The sequence below is a fragment of the Fluctibacter corallii genome (assembly GCF_025751585.1).
GTDB classification, from domain to species: domain Bacteria; phylum Pseudomonadota; class Gammaproteobacteria; order Enterobacterales; family Alteromonadaceae; genus Fluctibacter_A; species Fluctibacter_A corallii.
The window spans coordinates 1-20,257 of sequence record NZ_JAOWKX010000010.1 but is presented as its reverse complement, the minus strand read 5'-3'; the positions used below and the strand labels follow the sequence as shown (position 1 = coordinate 20,257).

Below are 20,257 nucleotides of genomic sequence, written 5' to 3'. Positions count from 1 at the left end.
TATGAGTAGCGCAATGTTGAGGGTTGGTTTCTCTTTCTACCACTGTGTAAATTGTTCTGCCCTACCAACTCCTAGTGTTGAATATCCGTATTACCGTCATCTAAAATGCAGATTGGACAAACGGTACACCATAAATTGAAGGACGAACCCGTGTTTGAACGCATTCATCACGTGGCAATTATTTGCTCTAACTATCCGCGAAGTAAGCATTTTTATACTGAAGTTTTAGGATTGCGTGTAATAGCTGAAACCTACAGAGAAACTAGGCAGTCCTATAAGCTCGACTTACAATTACCCGATGGTAGCCAAATCGAGCTTTTTTCCTTTCCTGACGCACCGCCTCGCCCAAGTTATCCTGAAGCTCAAGGCTTGAGACATTTGGCATTTGCAGTTAAGGATGTTGAACACGCTAAATCTCACTTAGAGCAACAAGGAATAACGGTGGAGCCTGTTCGCGTTGATGAATTAACACAAAAGGCATTTACGTTTTTTAGTGACCCGGATGGCCTCCCTCTAGAGATTTACCAATGCTGACTGCGCCAGTGCAAACCCGCCGTATAAGCCTGCGTCTTGCTCAAAGTAAGGCGAGCAAATAATATCTGATATATGTTGATGAGAAGGGAGCGAAATATACTTCGCCAAAGACGAGTCTGTTGCAGCCTGAACACGTTCTAATAAACCTGTTTTTGCCATGACGCCGCCTCCCATCAGTATCTTTTGCGGGCTCAACGTCATCATCAAGTTATGGCAAAGTTGAGATAAGACACCCACTTCAATTTGCCACGCTTTATGCTCTATCGGCAGAGTTTCAGCAGGTTGCTGCCAAATATGGTTTAACGCGAATCCTGACGCTAAGCCTTCAACACAATTTCCATGAAACGGACACACGCCCTCCACGTCTGGTGGCGCATCAACCAGCATGTGACCAATTTCAGGGTGCACCAAACCATGTAGCGGCTTACCATTAATAATGATGCCGCCGCCCACACCTGTCCCAATCGTCAAATAGACTGCTACATCAGTGTGTTGCGCAGCGCCCCATTGATATTCAGCCAACGCCGCCCCATTCACATCAGTATCAATACGTATTGGACACCCACACTGTTGCTTAAAAAAATCTAACAACGGTGTATGGCTCCAATCAGGCTTTGGCGTGCGCGTAATATACCCATACTCCGAAGATTTTGGGTCGAGATCCAAGGGGCCAAAGCTCGCAATACCAAGTGCTGCAAGCGGGTAGTCATGCTTGTAAGTTTGAAAGAACGCCGCTGCCTGATGCAACGTTGTCTGTGGGTGTGTGGTCGGTATTCGGCAAGCGGCCAGTATTTCGCGCGCGTCATTAAATATGGCACAATTAAACTTTGTCCCACCCGCCTCAATTGCCCCAAAATATTGCATCATATTTTCTCCTGTCCGCCATATTCCTGCGCCTCAATAACAGCGAGCCTACGAGCAGTCGGATTTACTATGAAATTATAAACCAGTCCAAGACTCAATATCGTTGCAAAGAATGCAGCGACAATAAAACCGTATTTGGCATCGCCACCAAAAAAGTCACTTACGATACCCATAATGAGAGGGCCAGCCGCTGCACCTGCTGCGGTAAAAAATAAAATAACGCCAGCAACCGTTCCATGCTCATGCTTTGGAAAACAACTGATTCCTTTAGAGTTAAACGTTGGATAGATCACCGACATAAAAATGCCCGATAAGGGAAACAAGTAGAGTGCTACCTGCTTTCCCCCCAGCAGCCCGCCCACAAAGCAAAGCACAATGGCAATACTGAATAACATCAACACGAGTGCCCAATTGAAACGGTGCATCATCCAAATACCTACAAATCGGCCTAATGCACGCAAAATAAAAAAGGCGGTGACGGAATAAATAGCAAGGGTTCGTGAAACACCCTCTGTGTAGCAGTGATATACGGCATTAACACTAGATGCATCACATAGCAGATAACTAGGCATCCAGACATAAATCGCACTTTCAGCGGCAACATACAAAAACGCACCAACCGAAAAGCCCATCGCATATGGATTTTTTAATAGTGCAAAGCTAGAAGTGCTCGAGATGCGCTTCGTTACCTTTGCATCTACCTGATGCGTGGGATAGTCAATCAGCAATGCAATTACAATCAGTAGCGTACATAATCCACCAGCCAACACGTAAAGCCATTGCCAATCAACACCCTGAGTTATTAAGTAAGCGACAATGAGAGGACCAATAATCGCGCCCACACCAAAAAATGCTTCTGCTCCATTCATGGTAGATGTATGGTGTTTGGTAGAGGTCGAAATATCACCAATCAACGCAAGGGCGCCTGTTTTAAATATTCCAACTGCCATGCCAGAAAGGGTCATCAATGAAAGCAACGTGACGAAAACGTGGTCGAAAATAAACCCATAGCATGCACTTGCGAACACAAACAAACCAAAAATAATGGTTTTCTTTCGTCCCCACTTGTCGGCCAAAAAGCCCAAAAACAGACCAGAAAGGGCGATTCCAAGCATTGGAAAAGAATGCATCAAACTTGCCTGAGTATTGGTAACGTCAAATTCCCGCTTCACTTCTTTGATGATTTCGCCCACAGAATCAGACGTCATCGCAAACATCATAAACATCAAATAAGTGAGCCATCGAATCACAACAATATTCCGGCTCTGCTGCATGTGTGTCATAACTTCAACTCTTTACTACGTATCACCCAACACCATGTTGAGCGACAACACTGACCTGCACCCTCAACACTTAAAAGGTATATTTCATTGCAATCGACGATGTGCGTCCATTCAATGGCCTAGCACGAATAATATCGCCAATCTGTGCGCTTCCCTCTTCAGACTCAGTAATCACAAACTCGTCTGTGGCATTGTTCACATTAACCGAAACAGAAAATGCATCACTAACAAACCAAGTAGCAAAAAGATTGACAATACTGTAGCCATCTTGCTTGAGCGCATTACTGTCTTGGACGTAGAAATCTGTTGAGCCTTGAATAGATGCGCCAACTAACCAATCATCATTTTCATATTGTGGAATCAGGGTATAAATCACATCTGCCTGACGCCTTGGCGTTTTGCCTACAAGCGCAGGATTAAATTTATCGTCGCTGATTTCTGCATCTGTCCACGTGAGGTTACCGGAAATCGAAAAGCCAGCTCCGAAGCTATAATTTCCCTCTAACTCTAGCCCCGTTGCTTCGTACTCACGAATAAAGGTTAAGCCGCTGGTCACCTCAGCTTGGGTGTCTTGTGTCACTGTATCGAACAGCGTGGCATTGATTTGATAATCCTTTGATGCGTATTTGACACCCACCTCAAGTTGCTCAGTTTCATCAAACCCTGTTGTGGTCGATGTAAGGCTACCATCACTGTTGAGCGTACCTGCGATTTGCAGTAGTCGGTCGGCGATCGCTCTGCCACCTTCACTATACCGTCCAAAAAGGGTCAAACTATCGCTATACAAATACGAGCCACCCACAGAAAAAGCCGTATTACTCGCCTCATAATTTACAATTTGTGTACTCGCTCCGGCTTGATTCAAATTGATGACACCTCCACCAAACCCAAACCCATTTGATGCAGAAGCATCTTCCGAGTTACCTGAAATCACGCCATCGCCGTTTAAGTCAACGTCTGTTGTACCGCCGCAACATCGACTAAGCAATTCGCCGTTAGCATCCACCGTATCTCGACGCGCGCTCACATCAAATAACCAGTTGTCACCCACTTCAAAGCCTATATTGATATAAGGCGCGGTGGTGGTGTAGTTCAAATCCCAATTCCACGAAAGAAAACTGGGCACCCACAAACCGTTGTTTACGAGTGCTTCGCCATTGGCATCTTCTATATGTAAATACTGAGAGTCAGTGCCATCTACTGTTTGAATAAAGGTTTGCCAGCTCTGCCAACTGGTCGCGATATCTTGCTTGGAATAGTAGTAACCCAGCGTCACCGATACGCCATTGTCAAACTCCTTGCGTAGATTCAAATCGTTGATCATGTTCCCCAAGTCATTGAATTTCGTATCAAACAGAAGGTTTAAGAACGCTAAACCCGAATAAGTGTCTCCCGCATTAGTGCCGTTGGCTAAGGTAACCGACGTCGTTGCACAATTAAATGGATTACCATTGCCATCAAGCGCTGACTCGCAGATTGCCGCCGCCATATTGTCTGCTGATTGTGGTCCATAATCGCCAAAGGTATCGGTAAATGGAGAGATAAACCCACCACTGATGTCAGACACACGGAACCGGTTCACTAAAAAGACATCTCGTGCCACTTCCAAATCAGCCTCAAATCCAAACGAGGTGACATTAGACTCAATACCATCCGTGAGATCACGATTTTGCGGATTACCATAAGCATCAAAACCGCTAATGTTTGTGGTAAACGCCGAGTGCAACGTTTCACTGCTTGCGTCAAAGTTAGCCACTGGGCCATATTCCCCATTGCCTTTAACTCGCACAGGTGCGGGTAAATAAGTGGTTACTTTGTCATCCAAGTGTTTAACATGGAAACGCAAGTGCCCGGCGTCTAGCACTTTGGTAATGTTGAACTTAACTTGCCCTCCCTGATCACCATTGAAACCTGTATCTCGAGGCCCTTCTCCACCGCGCGCAAACCCACCGATATGGAAGTAGAGATCCCGATTGATTTCACCGCCATAGGCAAAATCCAACCGAAACTCGTCATAATCCAAACCATAAGAGACACCCACTGCACCGCCTTCTATCTCACCCGTTTGGCTAATTAAGTTAATCACCCCGCCTGGTGAATTACTTGCAAACGTTGACGCTGAGCCGCCACGCAGAGATTCAATCAATTTCACCGACCAATCGTATCTGAGGAAGTTGTCAGTATTACCAAAGTTGATATCGCCATATTCAAGTACGGGAAGCCCATCCTCATGTATTTGCATAAATTTAGAGCCTCCGGTTGCTAACGGAATACCCCGAATAGTGATATTGGCATTGCCGCCCCCTCCGGAAGACTCAGCACGAATGCCTGGTAACGCCCTGAATACTTCAGCGGTAGAGCGAGGAGCCAATTTCATAATCCCCTCTTCATCAAACGAACTTACAGACACTGATGCTTCTTGCATCGTAGCGCCAGATGGACTCGCCGTGACAACAATTTTTTCCCAATAAGGCGCTTCATTTTTTGTGGCATCTTCTTGTTGAATGCTTCCATCGGCATTTTGGGCCAATGGACTTAGATACTCAGGTGCATAACCGCTTCCGCAAAGGGCAACCGCGATGGCAAGGGCTGTTTTTTTTACGTGCATGTTCGTCTCCAGAAGGCGTAGTGTGTTTTTTCCAGACTTCTTATACCCCCACTTACTATCGGATACCCTTGAAAGCCTGTCTAATCAAACGACGGTGTTATCTCAAAACTCAATAAAGGGGCTACGCTTTAAACAGTATCTAGACCCTAATTAAGAATAGTTTGAAATCACAACTTAATCGTTTAAGATAACGCTAGCAAAATATTTAACACATGTAAACATATTGTTATTTTTTACTAAGGATGCTCTATTATTTTTAACTTAGGCATTCACAAATAAGACTTAAACGAGTAAGCGAGGGTGATAATGTGAGCACGAAATATGACAGCCAACGTGGCTTAGACAGGCTACTTAAAGAGATCGATATGTCTATGCTCACACCCTCTGATAAACGCGTATTTTTAGCGCGTTTAAGTGAACATTTTGAAGCTCTATTTTCACATTTCACACACGTTTATGGTTATCACTACGATTGCTACTATCACTTACGAGCATTACTGAACACACTGGCCAAAAACCTGTCGGAGCGCACAGAAAGTTTAAAAGCCTTAGACGCGTCGAGGCTCTCTAACCCGCATTGGTATGCACACCACAGTATGTTAGGAATGGCTTGTTATGTTGATTTATTCGCGGGCGACTTGCAGCGCCTAAAAGCACGTATTCCTTATCTGCAATCGCTTGGCGTGACCTATTTACACCTGATGCCCTTATACCGCTCGCCAGAGGGAGACAGTGATGGCGGTTATGCGGTATCTGACTATCGCCAAGTAGACCCAAAACTGGGAACGGTTTCTGATTTACAGTCGCTCGCCACTGAACTTCGAAATGCAGGCATTAGCCTGATTTTAGACTTTGTTTTCAACCATACCTCTGACGAACACGCTTGGGCAATGGCGGCTAAAGGTGGCGATAAAAATTTTCAGCATTACTATTACATGTTTGATGATAAGTCTATCCCGAATCAGTATGAGCCCCATTTACGGGAGATATTTCCTCAGGTCAGAAGGGGAAACTTCACCTTTGACTCCACATCTCGAAAATGGATTTGGACCACCTTCAATAATTTTCAGTGGGACTTAAATTACACCAACCCTGAAGTATTTACTGCGATTACAGACGAAATGCTATTCCTCGCCAATTTGGGCTGCGAAGGATTGCGATTAGATGCGCTGGCGTTTATTTGGAAAGAGATGGGGACGGATTGCGAAAACCAACCAAAGGCACACACCATAATTCAAGCCTTCAATCTGTGTTTAAAAATTGCGGCCCCTGCAGTGGTGTTCAAATCCGAAGCCATTGTGCATCCAGATGAAGTCGTAAAATACATTGATAAAGAAGAGTGTCAGTTGTCTTATAACCCTTTACTTATGGCACTGATTTGGAACAGTTTGGCAACTCGAAAGACCCGTTTATTAACCGCGTCGATGCAAAAAAGCTTCTCTATTTCACCCGATTGCGTTTGGGTTAATTATGTTAGGTGTCACGACGATATTGGCTGGACCTTTGATGACAATGTGGCTTGGCAATTAGGAATCAATCCACACGACCATAGACAATTTCTCAACGCATACTACACCGGTCAATTTGAGGGTAGCTTTGCAAATGGCGTCGCGTTTGGCGAAAACCCAAACACTGGCGATTGCCGTGTGTGCGGTTCGCTTGCATCTTTGGTTGGCCTTGAAGATGCGTTGGCCGACAATAGTATTGAGAGAATAAAAACCGCCATAGATAGAATCATGCTAACTCACGCCATCATACTCAGCATTGGTGGCATCCCATTAATTTATTCAGGCGATGAAGTCGGTTTACTCAACGACTACGAGTATCGCACGCAACCAGATAAACAACATGATGATAGATGGGTACACCGAATTCCTTTGACAGATCAGGATATCGCCGCATCTCAAAAACAAGGAACCGTGCAGCAACAGATCTCTGCACGCCTCCAGCACTTAATCCAATTACGTAAAACTTATCCTGTGTTTGGCGCAGGCAATACCACAATCATAGGAACGGAAAACCAACATGTTTTTGTGTTTCTCAGACAATCTTCAGCTTCGGATAGCGTCAGCGTTAAATCACAAAATGATAATAATACTGATGAGACACCCACTCAGTTGCTCGCGCTATTTAACTTTACCGAGCATACACAACAGGTTGATGCAAAATACCTAGCTCAGCTAAAAGCTCCCCATTTATTCGACTTAGTGTCTGAAGAGCCGTTAAGCCACGAAACAACGATTACGTTAGCGCCTTATCAAATTAGGTGGATTGTGCCCAAGACACCCACTTTTTATAGCTGATATTGTGGCTGACATTGAGACACCCAATCAGGGTGTCTCTAGTATCGCCTAAATTCACACTTGTATTTGGACACCCACTCACACCTGATTAAAAACACGTTCAAATCTTGTGCACATGTAAAGAAGATGAGACTGGTAAACTGCGACTTTGAATTAAACTTGTGCGCTTGCTCGTTGAATAAAGCGCGTTGGTAGTACTACCGAATCTGTTGACTCATCAAATAACATCCGAGCCGCAACTCTGCCCTTTTCTGCACTTTGCTGACATACTGTCGTCAAAGCAGGCTGCATTTGGCTAGCCGCCGGAATATCGTCAAATCCGAGCACACTGAGAGACTCAGGCACGCGAATATCTAGTTGAGTAGCAACCCGTAAAGCGGCAAGCGCAATCACATCACTCATACATAACAATACTCTGGGGCGAGGTGTCATTGTTAGGGCCTCTCTCGCCGCTTGCTCTGCTTTTTCAGGCGTATTCACAGGGATATGCCATATGCGATCGGGCGAAACATTACGATTCTGGTTTGCAGCTGCGTCAAGATAACCCTTAAGCCTTTGCCGTGAAATTTCCTGCGAGGAACATAAAATATCTTGCGACGTTAAGCGACATACTCGGTCAGACTCAATAATGCGCATCCCCAAAATACATATATTACCGTCCGTAGACTTAAGCACACTCTCTGCGGAAGTATATGCGGCTTGATAGTTATCTATGTTTACAGAACGAACAGCTTCCTGCTCAAAGTCAACTGCCACCACGGGCTTTCCAAGCCTGACAATCCGCTCAAAACAGGATGTATCTGGTGCACCATAGAAAATAAACCCGTCGGGAAGAGATTCAGCGGCACGCTGCGAGGCTGCCTCCCCCCTACTTGATAACAGAAGCATCTGTTTTTTGTTTTCCACCAGCACGTCTGCGATACCTTTAAGTAACTGGTTCGCCATAGGATCAGAGAAGTTATAACTCAAAGAGTCTGCAAGCACGACACCAATTACATCTGATTCGCCGCGTCTTAATGACCTTGCTGCATGGCTTGGACCATGATATCCAAGCGCAGCAGCCTCACTTAGAATGCGCGCTCTTAATGCTTCAGACAATTGATCAGGGCGATTGAACGCATTGGAAATTGTTGCGGTAGAGACGCCAAGTTGCCGAGCGACTTCTTTTAATGTGAGCTTTTTTTGAGTATTCAAAACAACAGACTTCATATTAGGAATAAGTTGAAACTATCATAATTGATCACTAAAGTTGAAGCGTGTAGTTTTGATCCGCGGTCGAGGTTAGAACAATGATAGACATTTTTCATGCGTCTGATTTACTTTTACACCAATTGTCTCAAGCTAAACACGAGCGCGAATTCATCTCTCTTGCACAGTCCAACTTATCTTCATACACCTTGGCAACACGTGTAAAGCATTCTGAACTCGATATTGCGTTTGCTGCCACTGGAGGCCCGAGTTTTTGGGTCAATGCGAGTAACATGGCTATCGCATTCGCTCCTGAACCAAACCGATGTTCCACATTCGGAGATATACTCGTTGAACAAGGCACGGGTTACGTGAACCTTTCAACAGAAATAGGGTTTATTCCATTGGTAGACGCTGTTGAGCACCTGGGCACGCTAAAACAAAAAGCATTAAATTAGTGCGTACTTTGCATTTGCGTCAATGCCTTTAGCTTACCTTCGTATACCCTGCGCTCTTTAGGCAAATAGCTCAATGACATCGCTTTTTTTAGCGCTTTTCTCGCTGCCGCATACCTCTCTTGCTTAACATAACTTTTAGCTAAACCTAAGTATGTTTCATGTAGATAAGGACCGTTCTCCACAGCCTTTTGGTAATACCTTTCAGCCAGCCTAAATTTACCAGATATTAATTGTTTTTCCGCTAAATCTAACCATTGGTAAGGGTTATCATCATCAATAAACTCGGCGCTTTCAAGCAAGTTATCTCTTTCCACGTAACGCTTTTGCAACGAGAGAAGGAATGCGTAATTAGAAACTGTGCTGGCTGAACCACCTAAATCATTCAAAGCATATTTGTATGTATTTTCTGCGTACTCTGTCAGATCATTGATTCGATAGAAAACAGCTAAGGCGTTAAATGTTTCAACATTTTCAGGGGCTAGCTTGAAAGCAGCCCATAAACTCCAAAATGCCTTTTCCATATCTCCTTTCTCTAGCGCTTCTGCAGCAATATTTTGATAAAACATTGCAAATACCTCTTCCGAGGACACTTTATCTCCCCGAACATTCCCTTGTCTCGGAAAATAATCAATGATTACAGAAGGACGCCGAATAACCACTTTCTTAGTTGTATCATTGGGCTGCTGAAACAACCGTGTTCTAACATGCGAGGATACCTCTGTGATCCTTTGCTTCCGATCATATACTGGGAGAGAGTTTACCTTTTCGAATTCCATATCAATACTTACCATCTCAGCCAAAGATTTAGTCAGAAGAGCAAGCGACATACAATTCCCTTGTCCTAAAGTCAGTGCATCCGCAGATATATATGTACTTTGATGATAATTAAAGCCGTCCAACAAAGAATCTAAATAATTTGCAATACGTTTATGTTCAGGTACCTGAGATTGCCCCAATGAATGAAAATACGATAAAAAGTGTGCTTGTTGCTCTTCAGTCAATGCCAGGACATCTTGTGGTTGTATCACCCTCGACTTCTCAAAAAGTTCATGTTTAAAGTAGCCACTGCCTAATTCAAATGCACTCGGTTGATTGACTATATTCACGGGTGTAAGCGATGTATTGTTTGTATTTGTACAGCCTGCCACAGATGCCAATGTTATTAAAAAAAGAAAGAAATATCTCATAATCCGTTACCAATATTGTTCGAGGGTTATATTCCCCGGAGAGCGCCGCAAATGTCGAGTCAGGCCCAGTTCTTTTAGCACATCCATGGCGTCTTTAATCATCTGAGGATTACCGCAAAGCATCACCTGAGAGGTTTCTTGATCGAGAGCAAGACCAGCAGCACCTGTAATTTTCTTCTGTTCAAGCAAAGCTGGAATTCGGCCATGAAGGGCAAAGTCTGTTTTTTCTCGGCTTATAATAGGAACAAAACTAAATCGACCTTTGTGCGCAGACTTCCAATCACGAATATCGTCTAAATACGCTAAATCATTTTCTTGCCTAACCGCATAAACCAACACAATATTTTCATACTCTTGCCAAACCTGACCAGAACGTAATATTGAAATAAATGGTCCGACTCCTGTTCCTGTTGCCATCATCCACAACGTTTTGCTTTTGGGAACTTCATCTAACGTTAAGTAGCCCGTGGCGGGCGACATAATCAGAATACTGTCGTTCGCTTCAAGTATATGCAATTTGGGTGACAGCAGACCATTTTCTACCGGAACTGCCAATATTTCCAATGTTCTGTCATCTGGGCTGTTAACCAGCGAATAGGCCCGAGAGAGTACTTTACCATCCTCTTGTAAAAGACCTAACTTAGTAAATTGACCTGCAATAAACTTGGGGAAATTAGGGCAGTCTACTTTGAGACTGAATAGATGCTCATTCCAATCAATTCTCTCAATCACTTTCGCTTCTAACCATTGCGCCATGATATCTCCCTCAACGCGCTAGCGTTTCACTCTTGAATGATGCAGTTCTATTTTGGAAATTCCACGCTATCATGTTCCCCTTACCCTGTGTAGATAATTTCATCGATAATGGGTATAAATCACGAATATAGGTTTATATAAACACGAGACTCAACATGGCATTTATTTCTCCAATTCTCATTACTGGTGCGGCCCAAAGACTAGGGCTTGCTGTGGCCATCGACCTTCATAAACAAGGTCATGAAGTCATCGTTACTTACCGTTCAGAAAAGCCTGGACTCGATGTGTTAGACAATTTGGGCGTAACGCTCATCCACGCTGATTTTGACGAACCCGATGGATGTGAAAAGCTCTGTCGCCGTATTCAAAGTGACTACGATGCATTACGAGCGGTAATCCATAATGCCTCAGCATGGGAACCTGAGTCATCAGAACTGTCACCTTCGTTAATAGATAGAATGATGAATATTCACGTGAAAGTGCCATACCATATTAATCTAGCACTTGCCCCACAACTTATTGCTCACAAAGGCAAGTGCGACATAATTCACTTCACCGACTATGTCGCGCAAACAGGAAGCAAAAAACACATAGCCTATGCCGCCAGCAAAGCAGCCCTTGAAAACATGACGCTGTCATTCGCACAACAATTTGCTCCTGAAATCAGTGTGAACAACATTGCGCCGGCGCTACTGATGTTCAACGAAGATGACAGTGAAGAATATAAAGAAAAAGCGCTCAAAAAGTCGCTACTTGGTTTTTGCCCCGGGGCCAATGAAGCCGTTAAAGCCGTTAATTACTTATTGGACACCCACTATATGACTGGTCAAACATTACACTTAAACGGTGGGCGGCATTTGAAGTGATGCAAACCTCCAAGACAGTAAAAAACTAAATGTGAACCAACTTGGAATAGTTTAGACACCCATATTTATCATTGCGGAAGACAAGCAAATTTAGCCTCTCTTTTTTAACGCGTTGTGGGTGTCCAATTTATGACCCCCTAACCTTTTGGCCTTTGCTTCCCGCAAAGAGGAAAGGCAACCACTAGATAGTTCTATCAAAGCGACTAAACTGTATTTTATTTGGGCGTAAATTTATGATTCGTTCATTAAGTAATAATGCTCGTGGCGTGTGGGATGTGATGCGACGTATTCACAATGCCAACAAACATCCGAACCGTTCAATTCAGGTTAGTCAACTTAGTAACACGGGCATGTCCTCTGACAATTGGAACGCTGGCTTGAAAGAATTGTTAGATCAGCAGCTGGTTGAGCACATAGATAACGGATATAAGGTAAACGACAGCGATTTAGAAAAGCTGAAACAATTGAACATAGACTAAATCGCGCAGCATAAACTACTCCTGTGCCTTTCGTACAAATTGATTAGCCAACACAACAGCCTGTTCAGGTGCGACATCAACTGTAATGCTGTTTCGGGAAGATTTAACATTGCCTGCATCAATGAGCGGAATCACCGTGTCTGTATCAGATTTTTTTAAGACTATACGTTGCTCAGACTTGCCTCGATTTGCGATCACCCAAACCCGTTGCCCTGCATGTTGGCGCATGTAGGCATAAATGCGAGCTTCATCATCCGCAATCAGCGGTATGATATTCCCCTTTGATAAGGCAAAGTAGCGATTACGGGCGCTGAGCAACTGCCTCACATGCTCACGAAGTTGAATAGTTGTATCAAACTGATTTCCTCGCTGCTTGCTTTCAGGCCATACCATCGAAGGTATCGAAGCTTCATCACTTTTATTTTGTGACAAAGCCAACTCATCACCAAAGAGTGTGACGGGTACTCCCTGATAAGTAAATAAGAGTGTGAGATACAATTTAGCTCGTTCAAGAACGCCATCAGAAGCTAAGATATTTGTGTCTTCGAAAGAGTCAACTGCCGAATCAAAGAGTCGAGGATAAGCAAAATCAAAGCTTCCTAGGTGCTGCGTTGCAGCGATTTCCTTACTCCATCTGCGACGGGACGTTAGAGTATGAGATTTAATTTCCGACGGGACTACAGTCGTATCAAAAGCAAAGTCCAATAACAATTTAGTAGTTAATACATCGGCCCCGGAAGCAGGGTGTGAATGAGTCACTCCATTTGCATCAAATAAATACAAGCTGCCAATTAAATTACTGAATGTCGAATGCCAAAGCTTAATATCTCCACAATCTACAATATCAACCTGCCACGCGTTAGCACCATTAGGATGTGTATCAGATTGCGTCCATTGCTTAAGTGCTTTGAAATCCAATCCATTTCGCGCTTCGAACTCCATCGCATTTAACGCAATCTTAAGCCCTAATTTGTGTGCTGTTTTGATAAGCGAGCGCAATGCCACGTCGGCACTCAATACAGTACCCGACTTTTCTTGCGGAAAATCTTTCAACAATAATAAATCTTGCTCAACGTTTTCACCCAAATAAGGATCGACATGAAACTGTTCGGGAGAATCCGATGTTTGAATAAACACACCGTCAAGATAGATAGCGTTAAAGCCTAAATACTTCAGATACGACAGCTTTAACTCAAGCCCTTTTAGCGTGCCACCATAGTTTCGATATAAGGTCTCTCGGTCAATAGCCACCTGCCCTTTATCCAAAGGATTCATCACACCCAATGCTTTTCTTCGATAAAAACGGTCTGGCACCAAGTAATACCAATTGGCCTTTTGTGCCCAATCTGGAACGAAAGCAATCTGCTCCTTTGCAACATTAGTTTTATTGTCACAGAACGAATCAGTCGCATGCGACACGGGGCTGACAATCCCCCCCCAAAGCGCGAATAACACTAACAGATACGTTCTACACATTGGCACCTTACTTCCGTGTTTAACAACCATGAACCATACTGACGACAACAGCGGTATTTCAGGCGTAATTTTGAATTTACATAAAATTTTTACCGTAAAATACCAGAATGAATGAAAATTCGGAATAATTTGTTTTAGACTATGCTCGCTTATTAGACTCATCGTCTCAAAAGATCGGTTCGTCAGCTTATGCGAAGCATTTTGATCTACTTATTTTAAAGTAAGCGACATACTCTACGGTTCGAATAATTTTATACATCACCTACTTTTCGCCAAGGAACGCCCGTGATAAAACTCGCCACCTCACTTCCTATTGTGGTCTCCATTCTCACTACATCGCTTAGTCATCCTTCTTTTGCAAACGATAATATGCTTGAAACCATCACGATTACCGCTTCACGCTCAGATAAACCACTGCATGATGTAAACCACAATATAAGTCTTATTGATGAACAGCTATTGTCACTGTTTAATCATGAACACATAAATCAAATAATGTTCAATACGCCAGGCGCTTGGATAAGTCGAGGCAATGGCCAAGAGCATCTCACAGCAATTCGATCTCCAGTCTTAACCGGCGCAGGTAGTTGTGGCGCATTCTATGTAGCACAGGATGGAATAAGCTTACGCGGACCAGCATTCTGCAATGCGAATCAGCTTTTTGATAGCCATAGTGAAGCAGCAAGGCGAATAGAGGTGATACGTGGAGCCAGTGGTGTAGAGTACGGTTCAAATGCTGTTCATGGAGTTATCAATATTTTATCTCCTTCTCCTTTAACCTCATCCTCTTCAAATATTGCAAATATCACGTTAGGTCCCGATGAGTTCGTAAAAGCAGCGTTATCACTCAAACACCTAAACGATAATTCTGCCACCCAATTGGACACCCACTTTTCAGAGGACAGTGGCTTTCAAGACAGCAGCGGATACGAACAACAAAAAATAAGTCTGATACACGAAAACACAAACGAAGACACCCACTTTAAATGGGTGCTATCGGCGACTAACTTAAATCAAGAGACGGCAGGATTTATTCAAGGTCCTCTTGCATATAAAGATGACGGGTTACAAACACAAAACCCAAATCCTGAGGCTTACCGAGACACCCAAAGCGCAAGACTTTACGGTATCATTACTCATTCATTGAATGAGACAATGCAATTTACCATTTCCCCTTATGTTCGCTGGACTGACATGCAGTTTCTTCAACATTATTTGCCGTGGAAAGCTACAGAAGAAAATAGCCAGCTTGGCGGGGGGGTGAAATCGACAATTACACTAAATAGTAATGCACTAAAAACAACGCTTGGGCTTGATATTGATGTCACTCAAGGCGCGCTTTTAGAGTTTCAGGATGAGCCTTTCTCACCTTCAATCCCTGTGGGTGTCCATTACGACTACGACGTTACCGTTCAACAGTATTCTCCTTTTTCGCTAGTCGAATATAGTTTAAGCGAGGCATTAACCATCAGTGGCGGTATTCGCTATGAATACATGTATTTTGATTATGAAAATAAAACCGACACGCTAAGTGCTTGTGAGCCAAGTGTAACAAGTTGTCGATTTTATCGCCCTGACGACCAAACTCGAAGTTTCAACAATTGGTCTTGGCAGATTGGGGGGCGCTATGTGGTTAGCGAATCGGTAATCGCTTTTACGCGAATCAATCAAGGCTACCGAGCCCCCCAAGCGACCGAACTATTCAGACTTCAAGCCGGACAGCAAAGTGCAGAGCTAAACAGTGAACGCATTAATGCATTTGAGGTGGGTGTCCGAGGTAAGCTAGCTGATATTGACTTCGAACTCACCAGTTTTGTAATGGAAAAATCTCACTTTATTTTTCAAGACACCCAACGCCAAAACATCAGTAATGGTGAAACCCGCCACCATGGTTTAGAACTTCACGCTTCACAAATGAGAGACAGTGGCACTTATTGGCGAGTGAACGGCACTTTGGCTAAGCATCGCTACGATAATAGCTTAATGCTAAGCCGTACCGTTATTAATGGAAATGAAATAGATACCGCGCCAGAGCACATTGCTAGTGTCGCTTTAGGGAAAAAATGGAAACATGGACACACCTTTGAACTTGAATGGCTACACATGGGAAACTACTATCTCAATCCTGAAAATACCGCGGAGTATGCGGGGCACAATGTATTCAACTTGAGAAGTACCTTGCGTATCGCGCCAGAGTTGAACCTACATTTGTCAGTATTAAATTTACTAGATAAAGACTACGCAGAGCGCGCTGATTTTGCTTTTGGTAATGAGCGCTATTTTGTGGGTGAACCACGAAGCCTATTTGTAGGTATACAGTGGCAATGGTAACCAACTATAATTCAACACATATTGGTTAATAATTTAATACTATGTCGAGTTTACATCGTTTACCTGCTGAATGGTTTCCACAAGAAGCCGTTTTGCTCGCCTGGCCAGATGAAAATACAGATTGGGCTCCATGGCTAATACAAGTAAGAAACACCTATTTGCAGCTCATTGATGCCATCAATAACGCTGGTGCGGGGGTCATTTTATTAACAAGGCCGTCACGGGTTGAAGAGGTAAAAGATACGTTAGGTACCCATCGAAACGTACTCATTGTACCCGCTGATTACAATGACACATGGTTGCGTGATTACGGCTTTCTCACTTGTCAATCTCAGAGCGGTGAGATGCTACCTATTGAGTTTACCTTCAATGGCTGGGGCAATAAGTTTGACGCATCCAAAGATAATGGTATTAACCGCAGTATTTTGAGCTCTCTGTGCCAACACGACTTGAAGACCTTTGCAGAGGTCGTCGAGGGGGGAGCGTTAGAAATTGACGACTCCGGAACATTGTTGTCTACTCGCTTTTGTCTAACAAACCCTGAGCGTAATGGCGAAATGTCATTAGATGCTTACAATGCATTGTTTAAACAAGCTTTGGGCGCTAAGAATATTATTATCTTAGAGAACGGGCACTTAGAAGGTGACGACACCGACGGCCACATTGATACTCTGGTGCGTTTCACGCCTTCAAATGGAGTGGTCATTCAGAGCTGTTTTAATCGCTCGTCAGACAGCCACTTCCAAGGCCTAAATGCACTCGTAGAAGAAGTCCGCGACGCATTGCCCAATCATGATATTTTTGAATTGCCATTGCCTTACATAATGAATCAGGACGAAGAACGCCTCCCTGCTTCATATGCAAATTACTTGATTACTAATCAACATGTGTTAGTACCTATTTATCAACAACCAGAAGATGAAGAGGCATTGTCAGTTATAAAAGCAGCATATCCCGATTTTTCAGTGGTCGCAATCGATGGTCTACCGTTAGTACAACAGTTCGGTAGTGTGCATTGCATTAGCATGCAAATTCCGAAAGGCACTTTGAAGGCCGAGGTGCTAGACGATATTTCAAAAGGGGTGTCAGTATATGACAACAACTAAATTAAAAGTAGGCTTGGTTCAACAAGCGATCAATGACAACAATAAAGAAAAGAACTGGCAAAAAAGTGCCGACAAAGTCGGTGAATTAGCGGCAAATGGCTGCAAACTCGTCATGTTGCAAGAGCTTCACAGCACATTGTATTTTTGCCAGCAAGAAAATACCGACTTCTTTGATTTAGCTGAACCGATCCCAGGTCCTGCGACAGAATATTTCGCCGCAATTGCTGAAAAGCATAACATCGTATTAATTACATCGTTGTTCGAAAAACGAGGTTCTGGCTTATATCACAACACTGCCGTAGTCTTTGATTGTGATAAAGGAATGGTTGGCAAATACCGAAAGATGCATATTCCTGATGATCCTGGGTTTTACGAAAAGTTCTACTTTACACCGGGCGATCTTGGTTTTACGCCTATCGATACTAGCGTAGGCCGTCTTGGAGTATTGGTTTGTTGGGATCAATGGTATCCTGAAGCAGCGAGAATGATGGCCATGGCTGGTGCCGACATGTTGTTTTACCCGACGGCAATTGGCTGGGATAAAAACGACTCAGAAGAAGAGCAGAAGCGCCAATTTGATGCTTGGCAGACTATTCAACGCTCTCACGCTGTTGCCAACTCCGTACCAGTCATTGTTGCTAACCGGACTGGCTTTGAAGCGTCACCAATGGCAGATGACCCTGGAATTCAATTTTGGGGACAAAGTTTTATAACTGGCCCTCAGGGCGAGATTCTTGCTCAAGCAGGCGTTGATGAGGAAACCACCCTCATGGTCGAGCTAGACTTAGCTCGAACCGAGCAGATAAAGCGTATTTGGCCTTACTTTAGAGATCGCCGGATTGATGAATATGGCGATCTTACAAAGCGCTGGCGTGATTAGGCATTCGTTAAACATATGGCGCAATCACCGAGTGACAACGTGTTTTGCGCCCTTTAATAGCTTGTCTTTATCAATTTTCCCTGGCACCTCAACTCCTTTTCGAGCCAATGGTCTAGATTCAATACTATGACGCCAACGGTTTAAATTAGGCATATCATCAATAGACACCCCTGACCATCCATATGTACGCACCCAGCACCAATTGGCCATATCGGCAATAGAGTAATCATCAACTAAATATTCGTGATCGTTAAGGTGGGTGTCTAACACCTTGAGTAAACGAGAGACTTCATTTTGATAGCGATCGATCGCAGGTTGGATTTTCTCCGGGAAATATCGATAAAACACGTTAGCTTGCCCCATCATTGGACCCACTCCCGCCATTTGAAACATTAACCATTGCATTACTTTACTGCGTTTTTTCGTGCATGTTGGCAAAAATTTTCCAGACATTTCTGCGAGATATAACATGATTGCTCCAGACTCAAAAACAACAAAATCACCGTTGTTTTTATCAACAATAACTGGAATACGACCGTTTGGATTAAGTGATAAAAACATATCAGTTTTTTGCTCACCTTCCATTAAATTCACTGGTTTAACTACATATTCTAATTGCATTTCCTCTAAAGCAACCGAAGCCTTCCATCCATTGGGTGTCGCGGCAGTATACAACTCAATCATGGCTATGCCTTTGCACTCGGGCGGGACGACATAGTGGCATGCCAACGCTGCAAATTGGGCATACCTTCATTTAATCGGACATCCACCACACGGCCAAAATCAATGGCGCAAAGTGCTGTGATATCAACGATTGTGACGTTTTCCCCCATAATATAAGTTCTGCCATCAAGACGTTTTTCAAGTAGAGAAAGATACTTCTTTGCATTAGTTCGACAATCTTCACCAAAGTCAGGAAAAGGAGTCATGCGATCTTTAAAATAGCCAGTGGTGTGCTGAAAACACAATCCAATTTGATTAAATAAACCCATTTCCACTTGGCGTTGCCACATGGCAACAAGCCCTTGCTCCTTGGGAGACTCCCCCATCAAATAAGGCTCAGGTTGAATCGCCTCAAAATAACGACAAATCGCGTCAGACTCAGCGATACAAATACCATCATCAAGTTCAAGAACAGGCACTTTGCCCAATGGATTTTTCTCTCGCATCTCAGCAGTTCTGTTCTCACCTTTTTGGATGTCTACTTGGACATATTCAACGGAGATATTTTTTTCAGCTAGAAAGATTCGAACTCGTCTGGGAGTGGGTGCAGTGTGGGTGTCATATATTTTCATATCGCTACTTTTATTGATGCAGATTCAATTCATCAAGACTAAGAGAACAAATACTTGATAATCAAATCACCGATAATGTTTTACATCAATAAACTGTACTGATTGGCCAAGGTTATTGATGCAGTTAACCCCACAGGTAACGCTCTCTCATACCATTTTAATAACGGCGGAAAGCTCTAATACCATACTGATGATGAATTTTTCGTTAAATTGATGGTATTTCAACCAGCTTTATCTTGGTAGGGGTTTAAATTAGATAATTGATTAGGTTGCAGACCATAGGTTACTTTGCCATGATCGATGCATAATTCTGATGCATCGAAAACTTGTTTAATAAACTCGAGCTGTAACGTTTTATTTATTCCGAAGCTTTTAATTGCAGAGCAGGAAAGAAGCAGCAATTTTTCATATTCTTTTAGAGAAATTGACACTCCCTCCTCCTCAAAAACCGTATCCATATAGCCTTTAAAAGGTAATCGCTTAGTTTCTCGTGAACATAAACGTCGTTTTATACTTGTATAATCGGAGTTTTCAAGGGTACTTGCTATTCCAGCTCGAATGGGATTTAAATCTACATAGGCCATGCAAGCCAGTACAGCCCGCTCATTCAATAACGCTTGAGACTTAAATCTGCCCTCCCAAA

At 43.4% G+C, this 20,257-nt stretch carries 17 protein-coding genes and 1 pseudogene; 8 read left to right on the top strand and 10 right to left on the bottom strand.

Annotated elements, in window-relative coordinates:
- Nucleotides 1-150: 150 nt before the first annotated feature.
- The gene (gene gloA2, locus OE749_RS16565; RefSeq protein WP_263713599.1) at nucleotides 151-534 is read left to right on the top strand and encodes an SMU1112c/YaeR family gloxylase I-like metalloprotein; all 384 of its coding nucleotides are present in this window, start codon (nucleotides 151-153) and stop codon (nucleotides 532-534) included.
- Here the strand turns inward: gloA2 and OE749_RS16560 are convergent.
- The 3 genes from OE749_RS16560 to OE749_RS16550 all read right to left on the bottom strand — a co-directional run bounded on the left by OE749_RS16560 (nucleotide 514) and on the right by OE749_RS16550 (nucleotide 5,289).
- A complete protein-coding gene (locus OE749_RS16560; protein ID WP_263713598.1) occupies nucleotides 514-1,401 on the bottom strand; it encodes an ROK family protein in 888 nt (295 codons plus the stop codon). The two genes, gloA2 and OE749_RS16560, sit on opposite strands and share 21 nt — an antisense overlap.
- Nucleotides 1,398-2,624, bottom strand: a complete 1,227-nt coding sequence (locus tag OE749_RS16555) for an MFS transporter (RefSeq protein ID WP_263713689.1) — start codon at nucleotides 2,622-2,624, stop codon at nucleotides 1,398-1,400. The genes OE749_RS16560 and OE749_RS16555 overlap by 4 nt, the downstream gene beginning before the upstream one ends.
- A gap of 127 nt (nucleotides 2,625-2,751) precedes the next feature.
- Complete coding sequence (locus tag OE749_RS16550; RefSeq protein WP_263713597.1) at nucleotides 2,752-5,289, bottom strand: TonB-dependent receptor; 2,538 nt, start codon at nucleotides 5,287-5,289, stop codon at nucleotides 2,752-2,754.
- Nucleotides 5,290-5,597: 308 nt separating this feature from the next.
- Here OE749_RS16550 and OE749_RS16545 point away from each other — a divergent pair, with 308 nt between their 5' ends.
- Nucleotides 5,598-7,592: an amylosucrase gene (locus OE749_RS16545; protein ID WP_263713596.1), complete on the top strand. Its 1,995-nt coding sequence runs from the start codon at nucleotides 5,598-5,600 to the stop codon at nucleotides 7,590-7,592.
- A gap of 153 nt (nucleotides 7,593-7,745) precedes the next feature.
- Here the strand turns inward: OE749_RS16545 and OE749_RS16540 are convergent, their stop codons facing one another.
- A complete protein-coding gene (locus OE749_RS16540; RefSeq protein ID WP_263713595.1) occupies nucleotides 7,746-8,801 on the bottom strand; it encodes a LacI family DNA-binding transcriptional regulator in 1,056 nt (351 codons plus the stop codon).
- A gap of 80 nt (nucleotides 8,802-8,881) precedes the next feature.
- On the opposite strand from OE749_RS16540, the gene OE749_RS16535 reads away from it, so the two are divergent.
- Complete coding sequence (locus tag OE749_RS16535; protein ID WP_263713594.1) at nucleotides 8,882-9,238, top strand: hypothetical protein; 357 nt, start codon at nucleotides 8,882-8,884, stop codon at nucleotides 9,236-9,238.
- Here OE749_RS16535 and OE749_RS16530 read toward each other — a convergent pair.
- On the bottom strand, nucleotides 9,235-10,344 hold the full coding sequence (locus OE749_RS16530; RefSeq protein WP_263713593.1) for a tetratricopeptide repeat protein: 1,110 nt from the start codon (nucleotides 10,342-10,344) through the stop codon (nucleotides 9,235-9,237). The genes OE749_RS16535 and OE749_RS16530 overlap by 4 nt on opposite strands.
- Before the next feature lie 87 nt (nucleotides 10,345-10,431).
- Nucleotides 10,432-11,181 carry a ferredoxin--NADP reductase gene (locus OE749_RS16525; protein WP_263713592.1) on the bottom strand — a complete coding sequence of 250 codons (750 nt, stop codon included), beginning with the start codon at nucleotides 11,179-11,181 and terminating at the stop codon, nucleotides 10,432-10,434.
- Between the two features lie 155 nt (nucleotides 11,182-11,336).
- On the opposite strand from OE749_RS16525, the gene folM reads away from it, so the two are divergent.
- On the top strand, nucleotides 11,337-12,047 hold the full coding sequence (gene folM / locus OE749_RS16520; protein ID WP_263713591.1) for a dihydromonapterin reductase: 711 nt from the start codon (nucleotides 11,337-11,339) through the stop codon (nucleotides 12,045-12,047).
- A 233-nt stretch (nucleotides 12,048-12,280) separates the two neighbouring features.
- Nucleotides 12,281-12,526 (top strand): hypothetical protein, encoded by a 246-nt coding sequence (locus OE749_RS16515; RefSeq protein WP_263713590.1) that lies wholly within the window; start codon nucleotides 12,281-12,283, stop codon nucleotides 12,524-12,526.
- Nucleotides 12,527-12,541: 15 nt separating this feature from the next.
- On the opposite strand, the gene OE749_RS16510 is transcribed toward OE749_RS16515, so the two are convergent.
- Nucleotides 12,542-14,002, bottom strand: coding sequence for an alpha-amylase family glycosyl hydrolase (locus OE749_RS16510; protein ID WP_263713589.1), 1,461 nt, complete (start codon nucleotides 14,000-14,002; stop codon nucleotides 12,542-12,544).
- Nucleotides 14,003-14,287: 285 nt separating this feature from the next.
- Between OE749_RS16510 and OE749_RS16505 the strand changes: the two genes are divergently transcribed.
- Genes OE749_RS16505 through OE749_RS16495 form a run of 3 tightly spaced genes read left to right on the top strand, consistent with a single transcriptional unit; the run spans nucleotide 14,288 to nucleotide 18,319 of the window.
- A complete protein-coding gene (locus OE749_RS16505; RefSeq protein ID WP_263713588.1) occupies nucleotides 14,288-16,333 on the top strand; it encodes a TonB-dependent receptor in 2,046 nt (681 codons plus the stop codon).
- A 41-nt stretch (nucleotides 16,334-16,374) separates the two neighbouring features.
- Complete coding sequence (locus OE749_RS16500; protein WP_263713587.1) at nucleotides 16,375-17,439, top strand: agmatine deiminase family protein; 1,065 nt, start codon at nucleotides 16,375-16,377, stop codon at nucleotides 17,437-17,439.
- A complete protein-coding gene (locus OE749_RS16495) occupies nucleotides 17,426-18,319 on the top strand; it encodes a carbon-nitrogen hydrolase (protein WP_263713586.1) in 894 nt (297 codons plus the stop codon). Before OE749_RS16500 ends, OE749_RS16495 begins: the two co-directional genes overlap by 14 nt.
- Before the next feature lie 24 nt (nucleotides 18,320-18,343).
- Here the strand turns inward: OE749_RS16495 and OE749_RS16490 are convergent, their stop codons facing one another.
- From OE749_RS16490 to OE749_RS16480, 3 genes and pseudogenes are all read right to left on the bottom strand, one after another.
- The gene (locus OE749_RS16490) at nucleotides 18,344-19,003 is read right to left on the bottom strand and encodes a glutathione S-transferase family protein (protein WP_263713585.1); all 660 of its coding nucleotides are present in this window, start codon (nucleotides 19,001-19,003) and stop codon (nucleotides 18,344-18,346) included.
- A 2-nt stretch (nucleotides 19,004-19,005) separates the two neighbouring features.
- Nucleotides 19,006-19,614, bottom strand: a complete 609-nt coding sequence (locus OE749_RS16485; RefSeq protein WP_263713584.1) for a glutathione S-transferase family protein — start codon at nucleotides 19,612-19,614, stop codon at nucleotides 19,006-19,008.
- Between the two features lie 221 nt (nucleotides 19,615-19,835).
- A pseudogene (locus OE749_RS16480) lies at nucleotides 19,836-20,257 on the bottom strand (hypothetical protein); the annotation flags it as partial.

What these genes read in the sequence shown, in the direction of transcription:
- OE749_RS16485 (WP_263713584.1), bottom strand. Translation starts at nt 19,614, where the DNA reads ATGAAAATATATGACACCCACACTGCACCCACTCCCAGACGAGTTCGA.
- OE749_RS16540 (WP_263713595.1), bottom strand. Translation starts at nt 8,801, where the DNA reads ATGAAGTCTGTTGTTTTGAATACTCAAAAAAAGCTCACATTAAAAGAA.
- OE749_RS16560 (WP_263713598.1), bottom strand. Translation starts at nt 1,401, where the DNA reads ATGATGCAATATTTTGGGGCAATTGAGGCGGGTGGGACAAAGTTTAAT.
- OE749_RS16515 (WP_263713590.1), top strand. Translation starts at nt 12,281, where the DNA reads ATGATTCGTTCATTAAGTAATAATGCTCGTGGCGTGTGGGATGTGATG.
- OE749_RS16555 (WP_263713689.1), bottom strand. Translation starts at nt 2,624, where the DNA reads ATGTTTATGATGTTTGCGATGACGTCTGATTCTGTGGGCGAAATCATC.
- OE749_RS16525 (WP_263713592.1), bottom strand. Translation starts at nt 11,181, where the DNA reads ATGGCGCAATGGTTAGAAGCGAAAGTGATTGAGAGAATTGATTGGAAT.
- OE749_RS16495 (WP_263713586.1), top strand. Translation starts at nt 17,426, where the DNA reads ATGACAACAACTAAATTAAAAGTAGGCTTGGTTCAACAAGCGATCAAT.
- OE749_RS16550 (WP_263713597.1), bottom strand. Translation starts at nt 5,289, where the DNA reads ATGCACGTAAAAAAAACAGCCCTTGCCATCGCGGTTGCCCTTTGCGGA.
- OE749_RS16510 (WP_263713589.1), bottom strand. Translation starts at nt 14,002, where the DNA reads ATGTGTAGAACGTATCTGTTAGTGTTATTCGCGCTTTGGGGGGGGATT.
- OE749_RS16490 (WP_263713585.1), bottom strand. Translation starts at nt 19,003, where the DNA reads ATGATTGAGTTGTATACTGCCGCGACACCCAATGGATGGAAGGCTTCG.
- folM (WP_263713591.1), top strand. Translation starts at nt 11,337, where the DNA reads ATGGCATTTATTTCTCCAATTCTCATTACTGGTGCGGCCCAAAGACTA.
- OE749_RS16535 (WP_263713594.1), top strand. Translation starts at nt 8,882, where the DNA reads ATGATAGACATTTTTCATGCGTCTGATTTACTTTTACACCAATTGTCT.
- OE749_RS16500 (WP_263713587.1), top strand. Translation starts at nt 16,375, where the DNA reads ATGTCGAGTTTACATCGTTTACCTGCTGAATGGTTTCCACAAGAAGCC.